At 37.7% G+C, this 21106-nt stretch carries 20 protein-coding genes and 1 tRNA gene; 6 read left to right on the top strand and 15 right to left on the bottom strand.

The annotated features are described in order from the left end of the window. Window positions 1-110 precede the first annotated feature (110 nt). Window positions 111-1211: a DUF4407 domain-containing protein gene (locus tag ASG38_RS13600; RefSeq protein ID WP_056072065.1), complete on the top strand. Its 1101-nt coding sequence runs from the start codon at window positions 111-113 to the stop codon at window positions 1209-1211. Between the two features lie 74 nt (window positions 1212-1285). Here ASG38_RS13600 and ASG38_RS13595 read toward each other — a convergent pair whose 3' ends face one another. Genes ASG38_RS13595 through ruvC form a run of 8 tightly spaced genes read right to left on the bottom strand, consistent with a single transcriptional unit; the run spans window position 1286 to window position 7370 of the window. Beyond that, window positions 1286-1708: a 3-hydroxyacyl-ACP dehydratase FabZ family protein gene (locus ASG38_RS13595; RefSeq protein ID WP_056072062.1), complete on the bottom strand. Its 423-nt coding sequence runs from the start codon at window positions 1706-1708 to the stop codon at window positions 1286-1288. Window positions 1709-1714: 6 nt separating this feature from the next. Then, entirely contained in the window at window positions 1715-2461 is a 747-nt protein-coding gene (locus ASG38_RS13590) for a PH domain-containing protein (RefSeq protein ID WP_056072059.1), read from the bottom strand. Window positions 2462-2506: 45 nt separating this feature from the next. Next, on the bottom strand, window positions 2507-2878 hold the full coding sequence (locus ASG38_RS13585; protein ID WP_056072056.1) for an MmcQ/YjbR family DNA-binding protein: 372 nt from the start codon (window positions 2876-2878) through the stop codon (window positions 2507-2509). 34 nt (window positions 2879-2912) lie between these two features. Then, window positions 2913-4442 carry a hypothetical protein gene (locus tag ASG38_RS13580; RefSeq protein ID WP_056072053.1) on the bottom strand — a complete coding sequence of 510 codons (1530 nt, stop codon included), beginning with the start codon at window positions 4440-4442 and terminating at the stop codon, window positions 2913-2915. 5 nt (window positions 4443-4447) lie between these two features. Then, complete coding sequence (locus ASG38_RS13575; protein ID WP_056072051.1) at window positions 4448-4849, bottom strand: GNAT family N-acetyltransferase; 402 nt, start codon at window positions 4847-4849, stop codon at window positions 4448-4450. Beyond that, on the bottom strand, window positions 4846-5610 hold the full coding sequence (locus ASG38_RS13570) for a cyclase family protein (protein WP_056072049.1): 765 nt from the start codon (window positions 5608-5610) through the stop codon (window positions 4846-4848). The genes ASG38_RS13575 and ASG38_RS13570 overlap by 4 nt, the downstream gene beginning before the upstream one ends. 44 nt (window positions 5611-5654) lie before the next feature. Continuing rightward, window positions 5655-6791, bottom strand: coding sequence for a radical SAM family heme chaperone HemW (gene hemW / locus ASG38_RS13565; protein ID WP_056072043.1), 1137 nt, complete (start codon window positions 6789-6791; stop codon window positions 5655-5657). Window positions 6792-6815: 24 nt separating this feature from the next. Continuing rightward, the gene (gene ruvC, locus ASG38_RS13560; protein ID WP_056072040.1) at window positions 6816-7370 is read right to left on the bottom strand and encodes a crossover junction endodeoxyribonuclease RuvC; all 555 of its coding nucleotides are present in this window, start codon (window positions 7368-7370) and stop codon (window positions 6816-6818) included. A gap of 22 nt (window positions 7371-7392) precedes the next feature. Here ruvC and ASG38_RS13555 point away from each other — a divergent pair, with 22 nt between their 5' ends. Next, window positions 7393-8337, top strand: a complete 945-nt coding sequence (locus ASG38_RS13555; RefSeq protein WP_056072037.1) for a lysylphosphatidylglycerol synthase domain-containing protein — start codon at window positions 7393-7395, stop codon at window positions 8335-8337. Next, window positions 8325-9446, top strand: a complete 1122-nt coding sequence (locus tag ASG38_RS13550) for a glycosyltransferase (protein ID WP_235498595.1) — start codon at window positions 8325-8327, stop codon at window positions 9444-9446. The genes ASG38_RS13555 and ASG38_RS13550 overlap by 13 nt, the downstream gene beginning before the upstream one ends. Before the next feature lie 5 nt (window positions 9447-9451). Here ASG38_RS13550 and ASG38_RS13545 read toward each other — a convergent pair whose 3' ends face one another. Then, complete coding sequence (locus ASG38_RS13545; RefSeq protein WP_056072527.1) at window positions 9452-9928, bottom strand: hypothetical protein; 477 nt, start codon at window positions 9926-9928, stop codon at window positions 9452-9454. A gap of 58 nt (window positions 9929-9986) precedes the next feature. On the opposite strand from ASG38_RS13545, the gene ASG38_RS13540 reads away from it, so the two are divergent. Further along, complete coding sequence (locus ASG38_RS13540) at window positions 9987-10487, top strand: DUF456 domain-containing protein (RefSeq protein WP_056072034.1); 501 nt, start codon at window positions 9987-9989, stop codon at window positions 10485-10487. 168 nt (window positions 10488-10655) lie between these two features. On the opposite strand, the gene ASG38_RS13535 is transcribed toward ASG38_RS13540, so the two are convergent. The 3 genes from ASG38_RS13535 to ASG38_RS13525 all read right to left on the bottom strand — a co-directional run bounded on the left by ASG38_RS13535 (window position 10656) and on the right by ASG38_RS13525 (window position 12538). Beyond that, window positions 10656-10729: transfer RNA gene (locus tag ASG38_RS13535), tRNA-Asp, on the bottom strand. An 86-nt stretch (window positions 10730-10815) separates the two neighbouring features. After that, on the bottom strand, window positions 10816-11742 hold the full coding sequence (locus tag ASG38_RS13530) for a DUF58 domain-containing protein (protein WP_056072031.1): 927 nt from the start codon (window positions 11740-11742) through the stop codon (window positions 10816-10818). A gap of 217 nt (window positions 11743-11959) precedes the next feature. Beyond that, the gene (locus ASG38_RS13525) at window positions 11960-12538 is read right to left on the bottom strand and encodes a DUF4082 domain-containing protein (protein ID WP_056072029.1); all 579 of its coding nucleotides are present in this window, start codon (window positions 12536-12538) and stop codon (window positions 11960-11962) included. Between the two features lie 169 nt (window positions 12539-12707). Here ASG38_RS13525 and ASG38_RS13520 point away from each other — a divergent pair, with 169 nt between their 5' ends. Together ASG38_RS13520 and ASG38_RS13515 are read left to right on the top strand one after the other, a co-directional pair. Next, window positions 12708-13415, top strand: coding sequence for a LytTR family DNA-binding domain-containing protein (locus ASG38_RS13520; protein WP_056072027.1), 708 nt, complete (start codon window positions 12708-12710; stop codon window positions 13413-13415). Continuing rightward, window positions 13412-15400 (top strand): tetratricopeptide repeat-containing sensor histidine kinase, encoded by a 1989-nt coding sequence (locus ASG38_RS13515; RefSeq protein WP_056072024.1) that lies wholly within the window; start codon window positions 13412-13414, stop codon window positions 15398-15400. The genes ASG38_RS13520 and ASG38_RS13515 overlap by 4 nt, the downstream gene beginning before the upstream one ends. A 58-nt stretch (window positions 15401-15458) precedes the next feature. Here the strand turns inward: ASG38_RS13515 and trxA are convergent, their stop codons facing one another. The 3 genes from trxA to ASG38_RS13500 form a co-directional block, all read right to left on the bottom strand. Further along, entirely contained in the window at window positions 15459-15776 is a 318-nt protein-coding gene (gene trxA, locus ASG38_RS13510) for a thioredoxin (protein WP_056072021.1), read from the bottom strand. A 114-nt stretch (window positions 15777-15890) separates the two neighbouring features. Beyond that, window positions 15891-20390, bottom strand: a complete 4500-nt coding sequence (gene dnaE / locus ASG38_RS13505; RefSeq protein ID WP_056072018.1) for a DNA polymerase III subunit alpha — start codon at window positions 20388-20390, stop codon at window positions 15891-15893. Window positions 20391-20556: 166 nt separating this feature from the next. Continuing rightward, window positions 20557-21024 (bottom strand): DUF6252 family protein, encoded by a 468-nt coding sequence (locus ASG38_RS13500; RefSeq protein WP_056072015.1) that lies wholly within the window; start codon window positions 21022-21024, stop codon window positions 20557-20559. Window positions 21025-21106: the final 82 nt, after the last annotated feature.

The following is a 21106-nucleotide window of genomic DNA, read 5'->3' as shown; positions in this document are numbered from 1 at the left end:
ACATATCAACATTTTATAACATTTATTGAAATTTGGCGTTACTTTTGCAGACATCATCATCATCAATCATATTATTGGACACGTTTCCAATATTCTAATCATCAATCATTATGTTAAAACACTTCTTTATTGTCTGCTCCGGAGTTGACAAAAAAATCATCGAAAGCTGCTCCAATGGCGAGCAAAACAAATATGCCGGAATTGGAGCCACCGTATTTTTCACAGCAGTAATGGCATTTATCGCCAGCAGTTATGCTCTCTATACCGTTTTTGACAATGTTTATACCGCCGTATTTTTTGGATTTGTATGGGGATTGCTAATTTTTAATCTGGATCGTTTTATCGTTTCAACAATTCGAAAAAGAGACAGCTTTTCTAACGAATTTATTCAGGCAACACCCAGGATTGCATTGGCTATTATTATTGCCATTGTAATCTCAAAACCTTTGGAAATCAAAATCTTTGAAAAAGAAATCGACACCGTGCTTTTGAAAGAAAAGAACGCAATGGCGTTGAATAACAAAAAAGAGGTTGCCAACTATTTCAAATCGGATCTTGAAAAAAACAAGGCAAAAATCGATAGTCTTAAATCTGAAATAACGAAAAAGGAAAAAGAAGTCAATACTTTGTATGAGACTTATATTGCGGAAGCTGAAGGAACAGCCGGAACCAAGAAACTTGGCAAAGGTCCCGTTTTTAAAGAAAAGATTGCAAAGCATGATTTGGCAAAATCAGAATTGGACACGTTAAGAAAAAACAATCTGGCCAAAATTGCCGAAACAGAAAAACTATCGAAAAAACTGGAAGCCGACCAGGATAAGAAAGTAACCGAAACCCAGCCGATTATAGATGGATTTGACGGACTTATGGCAAGAATCAATGCATTGAACAAACTGCCTTGGCTGCCTTCTTTCTTTATCATGTTATTGTTTCTGGCGATTGAGACTTCACCAATTATTGCAAAACTATTGTCGCCAAAAGGAGAATACGACTTTAAGTTAGAGGATATAGAAACTGCCTTAAAAGCCACTATCAGCCAGGACAAATATCAGAGAGAGCTATTGGTGAAAACCAGCGCTCAAATGCACGATAAAGTTTATGAAGACATCGCTACTGATAAAGGATTATTTGACCTCCAACGCAAAAAGGCAAAAGAACTTTTGGAACTACAGGCCCATAATTTTGTAGAAAAGCAAAAACGTACTTTATAATATCGATAATAAAAAATAAAAAGGCGAAGAGTATCAGACACTCTTCGCCTTTTCTATATTAAAGTATTTTATTTCTAAATCGCTTCTTCAATTCGGATACTCATCCAGGAGCCTTCCATAACAATGTCGTCACCTACATAAGCCTTTCCGGATTGCTTGATTATTTTTTCGCTCAGTCGCAAATTCCGGATAACAAACTTGACCTGTTCGCCAAACAAAACGCCTTTTAAAAATTCTGCCGTTTCAATATAAGCCAAAGCAAAGATTCCGTTGGTAACTCCTAATAACCGAACACCGGCTCCACCACATTGCGCCATTGATTCTAACAGAATAGTCCCGGGAACATAATTAAATTCCGGGAAATTACCTTTTAAGATAAAATTCGTGTCGTCAAACTTCTTAACGCCTATGATTTGTTCTTTATCTACAGAAATAATTTCGTCAACAAATAAAAAAGGTGCCCTGTGCGGTATCAGGTTTTCAATATCCTTGCTCATGGCATTTTACATATGGCTTAAAATTTCTTTTTTCAAGGCATCATATTCTCCCTGCATAATTAGTCCGTTGTCCAATAGCTTTTTATAATTCTGTAATTTTTCAAACAGTTCGTCCTGCGACAATTCTCCTAAAGTTTTTTCCTTTGCAACTTCAGGCTTTTCGTCCGGATATTGTTTTTCATCTCGGTATCCGGATTGGGAAACAGGAATGATTTCAGCAAAATCAGTCACTTCTTCAGTTTCCATTTCTTCAATAACTTCCGGTTCTTCTACTTCAGCAAATGTTTCTGCAGCGATTTCTTTTTCTTCGAATTCTTCTACTTTTGGTTCTTCAGCAAAAGCAGGCGCAACCGGCCCATTTTTTAATACATCCAGTTGTTCTTTAGCAAAAGTATAGATTTTTCTTGCCTGTGTTTTTGGTATATAATCGATAGAAATGGTCAGGTCTGTTTTAGTTGTAAATGAAAATTCGGAACCTAAAATATTCTCTTTTACAAAAGTCCCAGCAATATCATCCCATGTATAATCTGTGAAATCCATCGACAATCCTAAATTTTTAGGCTTGCAGATAATAATCCTTTTGTTTGTAAGCACAATGCTGTCCGGAAAAACCGTAATGGCAGGTTTTTTTTGCACTCCTATATAGCCTATTTCCTCATTTTTCATGAGCAGATCGGTCAGTTTTGAAGTAATCTTTTCGATTGCTTTTGGGTCTTGTTCTTCGTTTAAAAACTTTTTAATTTGTTCTTTCATCTTTCAGTTGCTGAATTTGTAGACATATATCCACAAAAGTAATACCTAATTTTTTAATTCAATAATTTCAGTTTGGATTTTCTTTGTTAAGCTTTTGAAAACCAAATCATAGGAATGATCAATAAGTTCCCTTACCATCTTGTCAGTAACATCACCATGCAGGGAAACCGTATTCCAGTGCACTTTACTCATATGATAGCCCGGCTTAATGTCGTCAAACTCGGCACGAAGCTCTTCGGCCCGTTCCGGATCGCATTTTAAATTGATAGATGGTGTGCCTTTTTCCCAACCACTAAGTGAGGAAAGCGCGAACATTTTTCCACCAACTTTAAAAACCAATGTGTCTTCATCAAAAGGAAAATGTTCTGTCACGCCTTTTTTAGAAAGGCAATACTCAAAATAGGCTTGTATGTTCATCTCTTTTAGTTTTTAGATTACCAAATTACAATTTTTATGTCCTAACAAATTTTCTAAATGACCTTACCAATTCAAATATTCCAATACTGATAAATAACCTGCTTAAAATGTCAGTTAGCCCTGTAAATGCTCCGGAATTAGTGCTAACTTTTTCCATAAATTCCATTTTATGCAAAGGATTAAAAAATTGTGGGAGATAAGGTAAAATTGTCTGAGAAAAATACATAAATCCGTGTATTGATAAATCAAATGAAATATCGCTAAAGGAGATAACAAAAAGACCATACATTATTATTCCTATTAAAAGAGTGACAATTAATGCACGTCCCCAATTACTCCCGTGATTGCTGACATATTTAGAAACAACAATGCTGATATAAGATGGAAATGCGGTAAACCTCCCCTCTGAAATTATATTCTTTAAAAGTGCTTGTTGAGATACCCTATAATAATTTATCTTATCCCTAAAATTATTCTGCCTGTTCGCACTTGTGTATATATCGTTATAAACATAGAATTCATTCAAAGAGTTGAAAGATTTAATTTGTAATGGAAACGTAGTATTAATAAGTTTTATAAAGGATAAATCTGATGACAGAACTTCAACTCCCATATTTACCAAAGGGATATCTCTTAACTCTAAAATTCCTAATGAGCAGTTTATTATACTAAATAATGGCTTTGTTCTAGGCATCATATTAAAGACAAATGTATTAGCCCTTGTCTTTTCATACAAAAGTTCCTTCCTTAATGAATTAAAAAAGAAATAATTATAAAGTGAGATATTGTCATTTATTTTTAAATTTTTTTGAATCTCATGATGAAGAGATTCTTCTTCATCACTTTTATCAGGGTAAGTTTGAATTGAAGTCAGAGGTACAGGATTCAAGGCAGTTACTTGGCAGTAATTAAAATTTGAAAAATAAATTTTTCCATCATTGTTTACACCTTCAATTTTAACACTATTACATTTTATATCTGAAAAATTTATACGCGATGAAAAATTGTAATACCCTTCAATCCATAAATAATTTACTACGCCTTGTTTAGCAAAAAATGTCATTCCTAAAACAGATATTAGTTTTATTTCTTTAATAAATGTGAAACGACCCTCAATTTGAAAGATTGTTTTTTCATCGACAGAGGAATACACAAACCTTTCAAATAATCCGCCAACAATTTTGGCTTGTTTTAATGTTTTAGAATTGTCAAACAGCAAGGTGTTAAAAAAACCATTTCTTATAACAAAATTACCGTGAAATTCACAATTTAAAAAATGCAATCTTGATTTAAAATTCCCTTCGTTAATTATAAAATCTCCTTCAAAAATACAATCTCTAAAAGTTATGCTTTTTTCAAATGTACAATTCACTGTGTGGACTGAATCAAATTTTGAATCAGTAATTCTCAATGATTCGGGAAAACTACCCCCTATCTCTAATGGGTCTGTAACCTCAATATACTCAAAAGCCTCCGTATCTTTATCAAATATCCGAGTTAAATGCTGGCCACCGTGCCTCCAATACGTCAATAGCTTTTGAGGTGGTACTGAGGTATATTCCATAGAAATTATTTTATTATTTTTTCCATTTGTTTTTCCGGATTGGCCAATGCTCCAAATCCAAATTTCTCATATAAAAAGTGGGCATCTGCTGTTGCCAGTCGCCATGTCTTTACCTTGCTAAAAGCCGGCTCGGTTAATAATCTGTCCATCAACAGTGACGAATATCCTTTGCCTTGCTGTTCTTCCGCTATAAAAACATCCATAATATACGCAAAAACAACATAATCTGTCACTACTCTTGCAAATCCTATCTGCTTTCCATTACTGTAAATCCCAAAACAGTAAGAATTCTCAATGGTCGTCTTCACTTCTTCCATAGTTCTTCCTTTTGCCCAATAGGTGTTGGTGATGAATTTATGGATAAACGAAACATCCAATTTGTCTTTATCTGTAGAAATCCTAATCATATCTTATATAGAACAGGTTTGCTTGGACTGGCATCATTTTCAAAAGAAGCTATTTGCAGGTTAAGCAGATAACTCCCGTCTTCTACATGGTCAGGCACAAAGATTAGTTCCGTAATTGTGGCATCAAATCGGGCATCATCGTTCAAATCATGGGTGTTTTTAACATTCCAGAATGCCTTATGAGCCAACAATTTCCCATGGTCTCTTTCCTTATCAACGCTTGGCAAATCAATCAGCAGGTGTTTGATTCCTCTTTCTCTGATAAAAACTGCTGCTTTTTCATCCAGATAAGGCGGATTGGTATCGGAATATTTTCTCGAAAGCTTTTCTTCCGGATTTGGCAACGTTCTGATGACAATGGCTTCAGTAAATTTTCCTTCCAAAGCCTTTTCTATCTGGTTTTTGGTGATTACCAGGTCTTCACCACGCAGTTCCGGTTCAACAGAAACTAACTCTGCCGTAAAGAAAAAGGTTTTCAGATGCCGGTTGATACTGTAAAATTCTTTTGTAATATGCCCCAAACATTCCGTGTGTGTCCCGTGTCCGTGCGGATTAAAAAAGATATTATTAAAATTGGTAGAGGAACTTCCTTCAGAAACCTTTCCTACCCAATGACCAAAACGGACAGGTTCAATAACGGGTTTTTCTATATACCAGGCAATAGGATTTTCATCAGTATTGGTCAGGGTAATGGAAATGTCTATCGGTTTTGAAAAGTCAACTTCAAAATTTTGGCTATTATGCTGGATTGTAGCAATCATTGTCAGATGTTTTAATTAGTACAAAAACCACCTGGCTTTTGCATTTAATCATCCAAATTTATCAAAAACAAATCACTTGCAATTCCATCTGCCAAAAACTTTCCTTTTGGTGTTGTTTTCAAGATATTTTTTTCGACGGCAAGCAATCCGTCAGCAATAAACTTTTCCGATTGCTTTTGTAAATATTGCAATACTTCTTTCCCAAATTCTTTTTGAATGCGATTAAGCGAAACGCCCCAAATAGTGCGAAGACCGGTCATGATATATTCATTATAGCGGTCATTTGAGGTCAAAATCTCGACTTCACCGGGTAATTTTCCGGCTTCGATTTCTTTCAGATAGATGGGATTGTTGGCAATATTCCAGCTTCTGGAAATACCGTCATAACTATGGGCAGAAGGACCAATACCAATATATTTTTTGCCCAGCCAATAGGCCGAATTGTTTTTGGAGAAATAATCCGGCTTGCCAAAATTGGACAGTTCATAATGAATGAATCCGTGTTGCTGAAGCATTTCTACCAGAATCATAAAATGTTCCTGAGCCACTTCATCTTTGGGTTCGGAAACTTTTCCGGTCTGGATTAATTTCTTTAGGGCTGTTTTGGGCTCTACCGTTAAGGCGTAGCTTGAAATATGCGGAATGCCAAAACTCAGGGCTGTTTCTATATTCTGTTTCCACATTTCATTTGTCATTCCCGGAATACCATAAATGAGGTCGATGGAAATATTGTCGAAATAACGTGTTGCCGTTTCCAGTGATTTTTTGGCTTCTTCGGCATTATGCGCACGATTCATCATCTTCAAATCATTCTCAAAAAAAGACTGAATACCGATACTTAAACGGTTAATCCGACTGCCCGCCAACTCAACAATTCGTTCATCTGAAAGGTCATCAGGATTGGCTTCCAGAGTAATTTCCGGATTTTCTGCCACTTTAAAATTGGCATATACGGCATCAATTAAAAAAGCCAGTTCCTCATCAGACAAAACCGAAGGTGTACCGCCGCCAAAATAAATAGTTTCTACGGTTTCGTTTTCAAATTCCGATTTCCGCATTTGCATTTCTTTCACCAATGCCTGTACCATTTCTTCTTTCTTTTTCATAGAAGTTGAAAAATGAAAGTCGCAATAATGGCAAGCCTGTTTGCAAAAAGGGATATGGATGTAAATACCGCTCATTTTTTAGTATCGTGCAGAAATATATTATTTCCTTACTCTTTCTTCATTTTGTTTTACAAAAGCATCCCAACCCGAATAGCTTTTGGTACCGGTTGCTTTTCCGGAATTAAAAAAGTGGCATACTGCTGCTGCCAAACCGTCTGTACTGTCGAGATTTTTTGGTAATTCTTTTAATGCCAGAAGTTGCTGAAGCATTTTAGCTACCTGTTCTTTAGACGCATTACCGTTTCCTGTAATGGCCATTTTTATCTTTTTAGGTTCGTATTCCGTAATAGGAATCTGTCGCGAAAGACCTGCTGCCATGGCAACACCTTGTGCACGTCCCAATTTCAGCATCGATTGTACGTTTTTTCCAAAAAAGGGCGCTTCGATGGCAATTTCATCCGGATGGTGGGTTTCAATTAATTCGATGGTTCTTTCAAAAATGACTTTTAGCTTGGTATAATGATCGTCATATTTGCTCAATATAAGTTCATTCAATTGTAAAAACTCCATTTTTTTATTGATGACTCTTATCAATCCGAAACCCATGATGGTAGTTCCGGGATCAATTCCTAATATGATACGTTCGTTTGCCAATTTTAATTTGTTATTTTGCCGAATGATTGCAATTCCTCACAAAGCTAAACAATTCCTCGTGTTTCTGGTCAAACTTTTGATTGTTGGCGGCGCATTTTATTTTATCTGGAATCAATTGGCACATAATGAACAGTTGGATTGGCAAAAATTTCTTGATTTGCTGGACAGGAAAAAATCTTTCTGGGGCATTATTTTCTTGCTATCATTCAGCTTTTTCAATCGCTATTTTGAAATCTTAAAATGGCAGAATCTTGCTCAGGTCGTTGAAAAAATTTCTATTGGCAGCGCCACAGAGCAGGTCTTAGGCGCATTGACTGCCTCCATTTTCACACCAAACGGAATTGGAGAATATGGTGCTAAAACATTATATTTCAAAAAAAAAGAAGCCAAAAGAATTGTATTCCTAAACCTGATTTGCAATGGAATCCAAATGATTCTGACCATCATTTTTGGTACGGTCGGATTGCTTTATTTCAATTATAAATTTCCAATTGTTTCCAATAAAAGCCTTTTGCTTGTCTTTGGAATAGTACTGCTTATAGTCGGCCTACTCTTTGGCTTGAAAAAAATTACGGTTAAAGGCTACTCTCTTCATCTGCTATTTGAAAAGATAAACGAGATTCCAAAGCAAATTCATCAAAAGAATATACTTCTGGCGGTTGTCCGCTACCTCATCTTTTCGCATCAGTATTATTTCCTGTTTCTTGCTTTTGATGTCAAGCTGCCTTATGTATTACTTATGGCAACTATTACGAGTGTCTATTTCCTGGCTTCCTCCTTACCCACATTCCAGTTTTTAGATTTTGCTGTCAAAGGAAGTGTTGCCGTCTTTTTTTTCGGATTGCTTGGCGTAAACGAATGGATTGTTGTTTTTATCAGTACCTTGATGTGGTTTTTAAATGTGGTGCTTCCTGTAGTTATTGGAAGCTATTATGTCTTTAATTTTAAGTCAAAATGGAAATCATAACCTTTCTGTTTTTTGGAATCGTAAGTGTCTATTCCATTTTTATCATCGGACTGGCTTACGGATTCCGCAAGGTGGCTGTTTTCAAAAACAACAGCTCTGAACCAAAATCTACCTTTTCGATTATTGTTCCTTTCAGAAATGAGGCCCAACATCTTCCCCAATTGCTGTATTCTTTCTCGCAGATGGACTACCCAAGGTCAAAATTCGAGGTTATCTTTGTAAACGATGGCTCAACAGACGATTCCGTTAACATTATCCAAAACTTCCAAGCTTTGAGTTACGACTACCGGATAATTGACTCCGTCCGAAAATCCGCTTCCCCAAAAAAAGACGCAATTGTAACAGCAATAAACCTCTTAGAAAACGAATGGGTTATAACTACCGATGCCGACTGTTTTGTTAGCCCAGACTGGTTAAAAACAATCGACAGCTACATTCAAAACCATAATCCTGTAATGATTGCCGGGGCAGTATCTTTTTCTGCGGATGAATCTTTCCTACAGCAATTCCAGCAATTGGATATGATTAGCCTGCAGGGAGCCACTATAGGAAGTTTCGGGCTGCAAAAGGCTTTTATGTGTAACGGAGCCAATCTCGCTTATAAAAAGGATTTATTTTTTGAACTTGGTGGCTTTGAAGGAAATGATGACCTTGCCAGCGGTGATGATGTTTTTGTATTGCAAAAAGCCGTGGCTAAATATCCTGAAAAAGTACACTACCTAAAATCTGAAAGCAATATTGTCCTGACGGAACCTTTGGATAGCTGGAAAGCGGTTTTCCATCAACGGGTACGTTGGGCTTCAAAAACGGCATCCTATCAGAATGCTTTCGGGAAAATTCTTGCCCTTATTGTTTTTGGAGGAAATCTGGCTATTGTTGTCGGATTGCTTTTGACATTTTTGGGACTGTTTTCTTTTTGGGGCTGGTATCTGCTGTTTGCTGTAAAAATCTTTGCCGATTTCCTGTTGCTAAATCCAACCGGAAAGTTTCTAAAGCCGGAACAGGTCCGGTTTTTTCTAATCAGCAATCTGTTTTATCCTTTTTTCAGTACAGCGGTTGCCCTGTATTCTCTTTTTGGAAAATACGAATGGAAAGGCAGAAAATTCTAAGGTTATTATTCTACGTTAAGGATTACCGGTAAAATAAACTGTGTCTTTACCGGGATGCCTCTTTTTAGGGCAGGATTTATTTTTGGAAAATCGGTTAGACGGCTATGGAGTATGCTGTCAATTTTCACTTTATCATAGGCCAGGCTATCCGACGGGAACTGTGGTTCGAACTCAATTCTTGAATCCGGATATACGGTAACCTTAACCTGTATTGTATCAATCTGCGGATATAAAATTGACAACGTATCCAAATCCAGTTTCTGTTGGATGGTAACCGTCAGGAAGTCAAAAAAACACTGCTTTCTGGTGGTTTCATCCTTAATGGAATCACAAGTTGCCACAGAAGGAAATTCATCTACCTGATTCCAGTTTACTTTCTGGAGCTCCTGTTTGAGCAGTTCTTCTTCAGAAATCTTCTGATTCTGAAGATTCTGGCAAGAACACAAAAGTCCTAAAAAAAGAATTGCTGTTAGTTTTCTCATGTGATGATTGGCAGGCATTTTGTAATATTACATAATTCAAAAATAATAAATTTAATTTATGGAATATTTTTTATTGGTTGCCGGATTTTTGTGCGTGATTGGAGGAATCGTTGGCAGCTTTCTGCCTGTGCTCCCAGATGCTCCGCTTTCCTGGATAGGTTTACTGCTCCTTTACTTCTGCGACGGAATTGAAACCGAATACTGGGTGTTGGGCATTACGCTGTTCATAGCCATCGTTTCCGGCATTCTCGACTATATTATTCCGGCTAAGGGAACCAAACATTTTGGCGGCAGTTCTTATGGAATCTGGGGCACCAACATAGGATTGGTTGTCGGACTGATTGCCCCTATTCCTTTTGGGTTTGTTATAGGTCCTTTTCTGGGTGCTTTTATTGGCGAAATGTTATACGATTCCAAAGACCATTCCCGTGCGCTAAAAGCAGCAACCGGATCATTTATCGGATTTTTAGCTTCAACCTTTATAAAATTTGTTGTGTGTATGGGATTCCTGGGACTTTTTCTGTATAAAGTATGGGAATTTAGGGAAGTGTGGTTTTAATGATAAAAGGAGGCGTTATGTAAATCAAAAAAGCCCTCCAAGTAAATGGAAAGCTTTTCATTGGTCTAACTACTAAACCTGGTACTTTCGTACCTAAACAACACAACTAATCTTAAAAACCTTTTTGGGCAAAAAAGCCTTTCTTTCGAAAGGCTTCCCCCAATTTAGCGGTCTGGACGGGACTCGAACCCGCGACCCCATGCGTGACAGGCATGTATTCTAACCAACTGAACTACCAAACCAGCGCTTAATTGCGAGTGCAAATATACCACAGTTTTTTACTTCTGCAAGCATTTTTGCAAAAAAAATCAAAACTTTTTTTATCGTTTTACCCAAACATTTGTTTTTCAACCAAATATGTAGTGAGTATTTTTTCAAAATTTTTGCCCGCCGACACAGGAACATACTTGATTCTGTTCTGTGCGCAGGTCAATGACAATCGCTTAAAATAGCTTTCAGCACGTTTTTCATACTCTTCTTTTATGTTATCTGCAAAAAGATTGACCTCTTCTCCCGATTCAAGGTCTATAAATTTTCTTGGAGTATTGTCAAAATCAAAGTTTAGTTCCGTTTTGTTATCGATAACATGAAACAATACGACTTTATGCTTGTTGTGTTTTAAATGCTGTAACGCATTCAGCAACGCTTCTTCATTTCCGGGTTGAAACATGTCCGTAAACAATATAATCATGGAACGGCGGTGCATCTTTTCGGCAATCTGATGCAGGAAAGTAACCGTATCAGTGTTTTTAGACTGTTTTGATTCTGCCAGCAATTGTTCCAGTTTGTTGAGAAGCATCCGGTGATGGCGCTCGCTTCCTTTTTCTGGAGCATAATATTCATAACTGTCTGAATAGACACTCAACCCGACAGCATCCCGTTGTTTTTTGAGCAGATTCATCAATACTGCCGATGCGAGTACAGCAAATCCAATCTTGCTTTCGAAAAATTGTTGCCCATCCTGTAATTTTGGGTAATGCATGGAAGATGAATTGTCAATAATCAGGTGGCAACGGAGATTGGTTTCTTCCTCAAAACGTTTAGTATAGAGCCTGTCAGTTTTTGCGAACAGTTTCCAATCGATATGTTTTGTGCTTTCACCGGAATTATATACCTTATGTTCTGCAAATTCGGCAGAAAACCCATGAAATGGACTTTTGTGCATTCCCGAAATAAAACCCTCGACAACCTGATTGGCTAACAGCTCCAAATGCTGGAAACTGGAAATTTTTTCTATTTGCGATTCAATCTTCATTCTTCAAATATATTGAAAGATTGACTGATTTAAAAATTTATCCCAAGACTTTGCTAAACAAAAAAGGCCCGGATTATTATTCTCCAGACCTTTTTCAACTAATCCTAAAAACATCTATATATTCATTACCGCATTGTTCAACTGTTCATCTATTTCTTGCTGTAAAAAAAAGACCTGGCCGTAAAACACCAGGTCTTTTTCTAACTAACCCCAGAAATTATTCTGTCCTTTTGAAGTCAAAACTTAAGTCACCCGCATTGTAATTTGCAGACACAGTGGTTGGGAATGTTTGAGTTGTTCCACTAAGCCATCTGTATTCTAAAAAATTGATATTTCCCGCTGTAACCGGATAAGTTGCATTGGTATTATCAGCCTTATTCCTTTTGTACCAATCATTAGAATTCATCGTAATCATATACTTTTTGTCTTTTTCTAATGCCAAGTCAGAAATAGGATGAGAAACCAATGTATTAGCACTCGCCACATTTACAGTTTCTGTTTTTATAACCTCTTTTGTAGTATAATCCCAAATCGTAACCCTTAATGCTGGATTTGCATCCGGTAATTTTACTGTTATCGCTTTCATAACCCCTTTTACATTTGGAGAAAAAGCCAAACCAAACTCATAACTGCCTGAATTAATAAAGTTTGTTGTTGTTGTAAATCCCGTTTGTGTATAATAAGATTCTAAAGGATTTTCAACAGGATAAGAAGATCCGGGCTTGCTGTCATCACTACTACAAGAGATTGCTAAAATTGCCAATAATGCTCCTGATAAGATTTTAATCGTTTTCATTTCTCTAATTTTTTGTTGTTATTTTTTACTCATATGGTTGGGACAAAGTTGCAGACATCATCAGGCTAAAAAAACAGGAAATAGACCAATAACATTTTAAATAGACCAATAACATTTTTCTTAATAAATGTTAAATTTTTTATCTATATTTGAGTAAATCCTACCGGATATGGAAAAGTTAAAATGCATCATAGTCGATGATGACGAAATAGACAGACTTACGGTGCTTTCGTTTGCGAAACGGTTTGAAAACCTTTCCATTTTGGGCGTTTTTGATAACGCCGACGAGGCACTCGCTTTTATGGAAAACAACAAACCGGACATTTTGTTTCTGGATATTGATATGCCCGGCATGAATGGTGTGGAATTGCGAAAAAAAGCTTTAGAAGTTTCCGCCTGTATTTTCATCACTTCACACCCGGAATTTGCCGTTGAAAGCTTTGAACTTGACACTTTAGATTTTATCGTCAAGCCTTTAAAATTTGACCGCTTTGCACAGACCATGCGCCGCATTGAAGAATTCATGGAAATAAAGCATAAAGCCTCCTTATTTGAATCGAGCATAGGTGGTGATGTGATTTATATAAAAGAAGGACACGACCAGACCAAAGTTAAGCTACATGACATCTTATATCTTGAAGCCCTAAAAGACTACACGCTGATTATTACTTCTAAAAAAAGGCATTGTGTACTGTCAAGCATAGGAATGCTGCTTAAAGAATCCCATTTTCAATCTTTTATAAGAATTCACAGGAGTTTTGCCGTACAAAAACAATTCATAGAAAAAATCAACACCCAGGAAATCCTGCTCAGCAATGGGGCCATGATTCCTGTGGGAAGGAGCTTTAAAGAAAACATCAATATACTGCTATCATGAAAAAGGCATTCTTATTTTTAGTATTCTGCTTGTTCTCTACAGCACTATCTGCCCAAAAGCAAGGACAGATGCTGATTGATTCGTTGGAAACAGCCCTAAAAAACACCAAAGACAAAAAAACAATTGTCATTATCAAAAACAAGCTGAGCCAGGAATATTCTAGGGTGGATCCTGAAAAAGGAAAGCAACTGGCAAAAAGCGCCATTGAAATGGCAGAGACTATTGATTTTAAAAATGGTCTGGCCGAAGGCTACCGTTGCCTGGGAATTAACACAACCGACTCAACAGCGATTAATTTTTACCGAAAAGGTCTTGTATTTGCCAAAGAAACTAAAGACAAGCAGGTATTGAGTGTTTTGTACCGGAATATAGCCGTTTATTATATCTATAGAAATGATTACAAAAACGGACTCGACTACAGTTTCAAATCGCTTAAACTAAGTGAGGAATTAGGCAAAAACGAAGAAATTGCAGGAACCTATATCAACATCGGGTTTATATACAACGACCTGAAAGACCGGAAAAAGGCACTGGAATATTTCAAAAAGGCATTGGATATAAACAAGAAGTTTAACAATCCGACGATGAAAGCCGTGATTCTTGAAAATATTGGCGTATTATACAATAACGAAGGTAAAAATGAACTGGCGGTTTCCTACCTCAATCAGGCACTGGAAATCAACCGAAAAAACAACAACCTGAATTTTGTAGCTACAAATCTCGGGACGTTAGGAAGTTCCTATTTGGAATTGAAAAAATATGACCTGGCCGAAAGCCATATCAAGGAAGCATTAAAAATCAGCAAGGAGTTAAAAATTCGCAGAGTCATGTCCTACAACCTGCAAAATCTTTCCATGATTTACATGGACAAGTATGCAGACCCCAAAAACAACTCCTTTTATAAAAGCAGACCCGTGGCAGATACTTCTTTACTGATGTTGAAGGAGGCAGTTATTTATGACCAGGAAAGCAACGACATCAAATCACTTTCAACCGATTTTAAACAGATTGCCTCGTTGTATGAGGAATTGGGCGATTCTAAAAACGCACTTCTTTATTTCAAAAAATTTAACACCTATAAAGATTCCATCTATCAGACTGACACAAAAGAAACGGTAAAAAATCTGGAAGACCAACGGACAATTGAACTAAAAAACAAGGAAATCCAGTTCAATAAGCTCAAAATTGAGAGTAAGGAAAAACAGAAATGGTATTTTATACTGGGTCTCATCCTATTGGGAATTATCGGGATACTGTTGTTCTACCAAAGCCGAAACCGCAAAAGAAGTAATGAAAAATTACAGCAACTGAATAACGAATTGGATTTGGCCAATAAAACAAAATCCCGCTTTTTCAGTATCCTCAATCACGATTTGAGAAGTCCTGTGTCGAGTCTGATTCATTTTCTCCATCTGCAAAAAGAGAGTCCCGAATTGCTGGATGCTGAAAGCAAAAAAAGAATGGAAGACAAAACAATCAATTCTGCCGAAAACCTGCTTAATTCCATGGAAGACTTATTGCTTTGGAGCAAAGGCCAAATGGAAAACTTCAAACCTCAGCCTAAAACCATTAGTGTAGGTTCGTTATTTGAAGACACTCGAAAACATTTTTCAGGACAGGAAAAAATTGACATCCTGTTTGAAGACCCGCAAGGATTAGTGCTAAATACTGATGAAAATTACCTGAAAACAATTATCCGAAATCTGACAGGAAATGCTATCAAAGCTTTGGAAAAAACCAATAATGCTAAAATAATCTGGAAAGCATGGCAGGAAAACGGGATAAAACACCTTTCCATAACAGATAATGGCCCGGGTGGCACTCAGGAACAATTTAAAGCCTTATATGACGATAAAGAAGTTGTTGGAATTAAGACGGGATTAGGCCTGCATTTGATACGCGATCTGGCTAAGGCCATTGACTGCAAGATTGACATACAGACACAGCCCAACCAGGGGACTGCTTTTATACTGACATTAAAATAAAAAACCCTTCCAGAACTTTGGGGGTCCTGGAAGGGCGTATTAAAATATAATCTCTCGATTATAACAATGCGTCAATTGCGTCTGTGTAGCTTTGTTTCGGCGCTACGCCTACTTGTCTTCCCACTACTTCTCCATTTTGGAAAACCAATACTGTTGGAATATTTCTCACGCCATACTTAGCAGCAAACTCCTGGTTTGCATCTACGTCAACTTTTCCAACAACAGCTTTCCCATCATATTCAGTACTGATTTGGTCGATGATTGGACCAACCATTCTACAAGGTCCACACCATGCTGCCCAAAAATCTACTAAAACGGGTTTATCTGATTTTAATACAATTTCTTCGAAAGTTGCATCAGTTATTGCTTGTGCCATATTTTTTTGTTCTTTAATTTTACATTACAAAATTAGTTATTTTATCTGTAATGTTTTGTTAATTGAAAATTAGTTTTGGTTATAAAGATATTGTCAATTTCTATCTCAAAAAAGTTAATTTAATTTGAAGTTGACTTGTAATTTTTCTAATTCACGCAATAATTCACCACAAATATTCACTTTTAATTTCCTGCTTGGCATAGAAAGATAGGTAATTACTTTGGTTTCTTCTACAACTGCCGGAACATTCAATTCCATCTCTTCTGCATTTTCCATATCAGGAATTGCTTCGACTTCATCCGCATTTGTTTCTACTGCAACAGGCACTTCTTTTGTAATCTTTTCGGTCTCCATTACTTCAAAAGTCACATTATTTTCTCCCCTGTTAGCCTGAAAAATATGACTTAGCTTTGTAATCATTTCAGAATGCAGCTCACGGATGTTCATCTGGATAATAAGCTTTTTCGCAAAAGTAGTCAACACATCCTGTAGATACTGGATTCCTATGAACTGGATTCTTGGCTCGCCTTTTTTTCCCGTTTCTGCATTGGCCCAGCCTTCACGCACCAGAATTTTCATATAGGTAAAATTATTCTGTATGAGGAAATGACGGAATTTAAGGTACTCCTCTCCAAATATTCTGAATTCTGCCGATTCATCATAGCCTTCCAATACAAACGAGGCCCAGCCTTTTCCGTTTTTGGCAACCCTGTGCTGTACATCGGTTATAATGCCTCCAACTGTCAGGTTCTTATTTACATGAGCTTCCAGGTTCTTCAATGCGTCCAGTTTGGCATTACAGAAGTATTTCATTTCAAAACGGTAATCATCAAGAGGATGTCCGGAAATATAAATTCCCACTACTTCTTTTTCTTTTGCCAGTTTTTCCATCGTACTCCAGTCTTCACACGGAGGTATAACCGGTTCCGGAATCTGCACGTCGCTTGTTTCTCCAAAAAGACTTACTTGCGAAGAGTTTTCATTTTCCTGAAATTTTGACCCGTAGCGCATGGCCTTTTCCAAAAACGTAATTCCATCGCCTTCATCATGGAAATATTGGGCACGATGTGCCGTAAAGCAATCGAATCCTCCTGCAAGAGCCAGGTTTTCAAATGCTTTTTTGTTGGCGGCACGCAAATCAATACGTTTTGCCAAATCAAAAATCGATTTGTATTTTCCCTCTTTCCTGTTTTCTACAATAGTCTGTACGGCTCCCATTCCAACACCCTTGATGGCTCCCATTCCAAAACGGACAGCATAATTTTCGTTTACCGTAAACTTATAGAACGATTCATTAACATCGGGCCCAAGAACCTGCAATCCCATACGTTTACATTCTTCCATGAAAAACGAAACCTGTTTGATGTCGTTCATGTTGTTGGAAAGCACCGCCGCCATATATTCTGCCGGATAATGTGCTTTTAAGTAAGCCGTCTGGTAGGCAATCCAGGCATAGCAGGTGGAGTGCGATTTATTAAACGCATATTGTGCAAAGGCTTCCCAGTCTTTCCATATTTTTTCAAGCTTATCTGCCGGATGGCCATTAGCAACTGCCTGGTCAATGAATTTGGATTTCATCTTATCCAGAACGTCTTTCTGCTTTTTACCCATTGCCTTACGCAAGACGTCGGCATCACCTTTGGAAAAATTCGCCAACTTTTGCGACAAGAGCATTACCTGCTCCTGATATACCGTAATTCCGTAGGTATCTTTCAGGTATTCTTCGCAGGCTTCAAGGTCATAGACGATTTCTTCTTCCCCATTTTTTCTTCGTACGAAACTCGGAATATATTCCAATGGTCCCGGACGATACAATGCGTTCATTGCAATCAAATCACCAAAAACCGTTGGCTTCAGGTCTTTCATGTATTTCTGCATCCCAACCGATTCGTATTGGAAAATCCCAACTGTTTCTCCTCTTTGGAAAAGCTCATACGTCTTGACATCATCAATCGGGAAAGCATCGGGATCCAGTTCAATTCCCGTTCTGTATTTTACCAGTTTTACGGTATCTTTTATAAGTGTCAGGGTCTTCAGACCCAGGAAGTCCATTTTTAGCAGACCTGCACTTTCTACTACTGAGTTATCAAATTGCGTTACATACAAATCCGAATCTTTTGCCGTAGAAACCGGAACGAAATTTGTAATATCGTCTGGTGTGATGATGACACCACAGGCATGGATTCCCGTATTTCGCAAGTTTCCTTCCAGCAACTTGGCCTGTGTAATTGCTTCCCCACCCAAATCTCCTGCATTTGCAAGCGCTATAAGTTCCTGTACTTTATCAAATTCTTCGGCACGGAGTGCTTTTTTAAGCTGTTCGTTATCAAAAGTAAATATCTTCGCCAGATTGAGGTTCATCGGGATAAGCTTGGCAATCTTATCCGCTTCAAACAGCGGTAAATCCAAAACACGGGCCGTATCTCTGATTGAAGATTTTGCCGCCATGGTTCCATAAGTAATAATCTGCGCTACCTGATTGGAGCCATATTTATTGATAACATAATCCATTACACGACCACGTCCTTCATCATCAAAATCGATATCGATATCGGGCATAGACACACGATCCGGATTTAGAAAACGCTCAAAAAGCAAATCATAAAGCATCGGGTCGATATTGGTAATTCCCAAACAGTAGGCCACAACAGAACCTGCAGCCGAACCTCGGCCAGGACCTACAGAAACATCCAGCTTTCTCGCTTCGGCAATAAAATCCTGTACAATCAGGAAGTAACCCGGATAACCCGTCTTTTCAATCGTCTGCAATTCAAAATCCAGACGTTCCTGGATTTCAGGTGTTATTTCTTTATATCTTCTCTTGGCTCCTTCATAAGTAAGGTGTTTGAGATAGAGATTTTCACCTCTTTTACCTCCGTCGATTTCATCTTCAGGAACAATGAATTGTTCAGGAATATCAAATTTTGGAAGCAGTACTTCGCGTGCCAAATCGAATATTTCTATTTTTTCGACTATTTCCTGAATATTGTATATGGCTTCCGGGAGATCAGCAAAAAGCGCCTTCATTTCTTCTCCCGACTTAAAATAATATTCTTTATTAGGCATCCCGTATCGGTAGCCGCGACCGCGCCCTACCGGTGTGGATTGTTTTTCACCGTCACGGACACAAAGAAGGATGTCATGTGCATTGGCATCTTCTTTGTCGATGTAGAAAATGTTATTGGTTGCCACTAATTTCAGGTCGTGTTTTCTCGCTAAAGAAATCAAAGTAGTATTTACACGATTTTCATCTTCCTGATTGTGGCGCATCAACTCAATGTAACAATCTTCTCCAAATTCCTGTTTCCACCAAAGCAAAGCTTCTTCTGCCTGATGTTCACCAATATTCAGAATCTTGCTCGGTATTTCACCATAAAGGTTACCCGACAAGACAATTATATCTTCTTTGTATTGTTTTATGACTTCTTTATCTATCCTTGGCACATAATAAAAACCTTTGGTATAGGCTATTGAAGACATTTTAGCCAGATTATGATAGCCGTTTTTATTCTTTGCCAGCAAAACAATCTGATATCCATTATCTTTTCGGGTACGGTCGAGATGATCTTCACAGACAAAAAACTCGCAACCCACTATTGGTTTCATCAAAACCTCTGTTGGTTCTTCACCATTATCAATGAGCGATTGGTTTTTTGCTTTTGCGGCTTTATTATGGTTCAGTACGTCACGCACAAAATGGAAAGCTCCCATTAAGTTAGCATGGTCTGTCATGGCGACGGCCGGCATTTTATGCTTAGCTGCAGCCTTAACCAGGTCGCCAATACTAATTGTGGATTGTAATACAGAAAACTGCGTATGGTTGTGCAGATGTACGAAATCAACATCTGTTAAAGAAATAGTGTTTTCTGCCGTCTGCTTTTTCTGGGCCTCATCAGTAGCTTTTTGCAAGCGGGCACGCACTTCATCAGATGCCTGTTTCAGGTTGATGTGCTTTAATCCGATGAGCTGAATCTCTTTCGGATTGTTTTCATTGAACCTTCTAAAATAATCTGCCGGTACGTCAAGCTGTTCTTTCGTAAAAGCCTCTCTTCTGATTAATTCCAGGAAACAACGTGTAGTCGCTTCAACGTCGGCAGTTGCGTTGTGTGCTTCAGCAAAAGGCTGATTGAACAAAAACTGATGCAATTCCGTCAGTGTTGGCAGTTTGAATTTCCCTCCTCTTCCTCCCGGTAATTTTAAAAGTTCTGCCGTATATTCTGTACAGGTATCTAATACGGGCATTTCGGCCATTTTAGATGCTACTCCAAAACGGTAAAATTCGCAACCCATGATATTGACATCAAAGCCAACGTTTTGCCCGACAATAAATTTCGATTTTGAAAGCGCAATATTAAACTTCTCAAGCACCTCAGAAAGTCCTATTCCTCTTTCCGCTGCCAGTTCTGTAGAAATTCCGTGGATTCTTTCCGCATCATAGGGAATATTAAAACCTTCCGGCTTCACAAGGTAATCCTGGCTTTCAATCAGATTTCCCATTTCATCATGCAACTGCCAGGCTATCTGAATACAGCGAGGCCAATTGTTTGTATCTGTTATGGGAGCATCCCAACGCTTTGGCAATCCGGTTGTTTCGGTATCGAATATTAAGTACATGGCTAATTGTTAAGGTTTTATATTTTTGAAAAATCCCAAAAACGCAGATTACAAAAATACGTTATTTTAGGGTTTGGACAATAGTGCTTATCTATGAATCTTTTCCTAAAAACTTAAAACAAAAAATCCCGGCCAAGGCCAGGATTTATATTCTGTAAGTTATTTTTTATGGTGCGGTTTGGATTGGCACTCTGTAGAAATGACCTTCCTGGTAATTCACTACCGGCGCTCCAATAGGATCTGCCGTTGTTGAAGGTGCATTAAAATAAAAAGTTCCTGTTACGGTTCCTTCCGGACTTTGCTCAATCTTGATTTGACCGTCTCCTACTCCTGTTCCTGTAGCATAAACAGAAGTAACACCGTCTGCTTCGTAAGTATAGGTCGCTTTGTTTGCACTGTTTACTCCCAAAGTATAAGTTCCCGGCGCAATAGATGCCGTAGTAAGAGTTAGCGTTTCAAATGGTGTGTTCCCATAAACGGTCAACACTCCTCCTGTAATCGTTGCATAGGAACTTGAAGCCCTCCATCTAACATTGTCTTTCTTACCCTGAACGGATGGATTATTGAAAGTAGCATCGTCTTCACAAGAAATAAAAACAGCCACAAGCATTAAAAGCGATAAGATCTTTTTCATATTTATTATTGATAGCTATGGATAATCATTTTTACATCGACAAAAATAGTTTTTTATAGCATATATGCTAATGAAAATTAAA

Source organism: Flavobacterium sp. Leaf359 (assembly GCF_001423985.1).
GTDB lineage: Bacteria > Bacteroidota > Bacteroidia > Flavobacteriales > Flavobacteriaceae > Flavobacterium > Flavobacterium lindanitolerans.
The sequence above is the reverse complement of the archived record's forward strand: the minus strand, read 5'-3'. Positions and strand labels throughout refer to the sequence as shown.

What these genes read in the sequence shown, in the direction of transcription:
- ASG38_RS13575 (WP_056072051.1), bottom strand. Translation starts at nt 4,849, where the DNA reads ATGATTAGGATTTCTACAGATAAAGACAAATTGGATGTTTCGTTTATC.
- ASG38_RS13555 (WP_056072037.1), top strand. Translation starts at nt 7,393, where the DNA reads ATGATTGCAATTCCTCACAAAGCTAAACAATTCCTCGTGTTTCTGGTC.
- ASG38_RS13580 (WP_056072053.1), bottom strand. Translation starts at nt 4,442, where the DNA reads ATGGAATATACCTCAGTACCACCTCAAAAGCTATTGACGTATTGGAGG.
- hemW (WP_056072043.1), bottom strand. Translation starts at nt 6,791, where the DNA reads ATGAGCGGTATTTACATCCATATCCCTTTTTGCAAACAGGCTTGCCAT.
- ASG38_RS13500 (WP_056072015.1), bottom strand. Translation starts at nt 21,024, where the DNA reads ATGAAAAAGATCTTATCGCTTTTAATGCTTGTGGCTGTTTTTATTTCT.
- ASG38_RS13600 (WP_056072065.1), top strand. Translation starts at nt 111, where the DNA reads ATGTTAAAACACTTCTTTATTGTCTGCTCCGGAGTTGACAAAAAAATC.
- ASG38_RS13515 (WP_056072024.1), top strand. Translation starts at nt 13,412, where the DNA reads ATGAAAAAGGCATTCTTATTTTTAGTATTCTGCTTGTTCTCTACAGCA.
- ASG38_RS13530 (WP_056072031.1), bottom strand. Translation starts at nt 11,742, where the DNA reads ATGAAGATTGAATCGCAAATAGAAAAAATTTCCAGTTTCCAGCATTTG.
- ASG38_RS13520 (WP_056072027.1), top strand. Translation starts at nt 12,708, where the DNA reads ATGGAAAAGTTAAAATGCATCATAGTCGATGATGACGAAATAGACAGA.
- ASG38_RS13540 (WP_056072034.1), top strand. Translation starts at nt 9,987, where the DNA reads ATGGAATATTTTTTATTGGTTGCCGGATTTTTGTGCGTGATTGGAGGA.
- ASG38_RS13545 (WP_056072527.1), bottom strand. Translation starts at nt 9,928, where the DNA reads ATGAGAAAACTAACAGCAATTCTTTTTTTAGGACTTTTGTGTTCTTGC.
- ASG38_RS13550 (WP_235498595.1), top strand. Translation starts at nt 8,325, where the DNA reads ATGGAAATCATAACCTTTCTGTTTTTTGGAATCGTAAGTGTCTATTCC.
- ASG38_RS13595 (WP_056072062.1), bottom strand. Translation starts at nt 1,708, where the DNA reads ATGAGCAAGGATATTGAAAACCTGATACCGCACAGGGCACCTTTTTTA.
- trxA (WP_056072021.1), bottom strand. Translation starts at nt 15,776, where the DNA reads ATGGCACAAGCAATAACTGATGCAACTTTCGAAGAAATTGTATTAAAA.
- dnaE (WP_056072018.1), bottom strand. Translation starts at nt 20,390, where the DNA reads ATGTACTTAATATTCGATACCGAAACAACCGGATTGCCAAAGCGTTGG.
- ASG38_RS13585 (WP_056072056.1), bottom strand. Translation starts at nt 2,878, where the DNA reads ATGAACATACAAGCCTATTTTGAGTATTGCCTTTCTAAAAAAGGCGTG.
- ASG38_RS13525 (WP_056072029.1), bottom strand. Translation starts at nt 12,538, where the DNA reads ATGAAAACGATTAAAATCTTATCAGGAGCATTATTGGCAATTTTAGCA.
- ASG38_RS13590 (WP_056072059.1), bottom strand. Translation starts at nt 2,461, where the DNA reads ATGAAAGAACAAATTAAAAAGTTTTTAAACGAAGAACAAGACCCAAAA.
- ASG38_RS13570 (WP_056072049.1), bottom strand. Translation starts at nt 5,610, where the DNA reads ATGATTGCTACAATCCAGCATAATAGCCAAAATTTTGAAGTTGACTTT.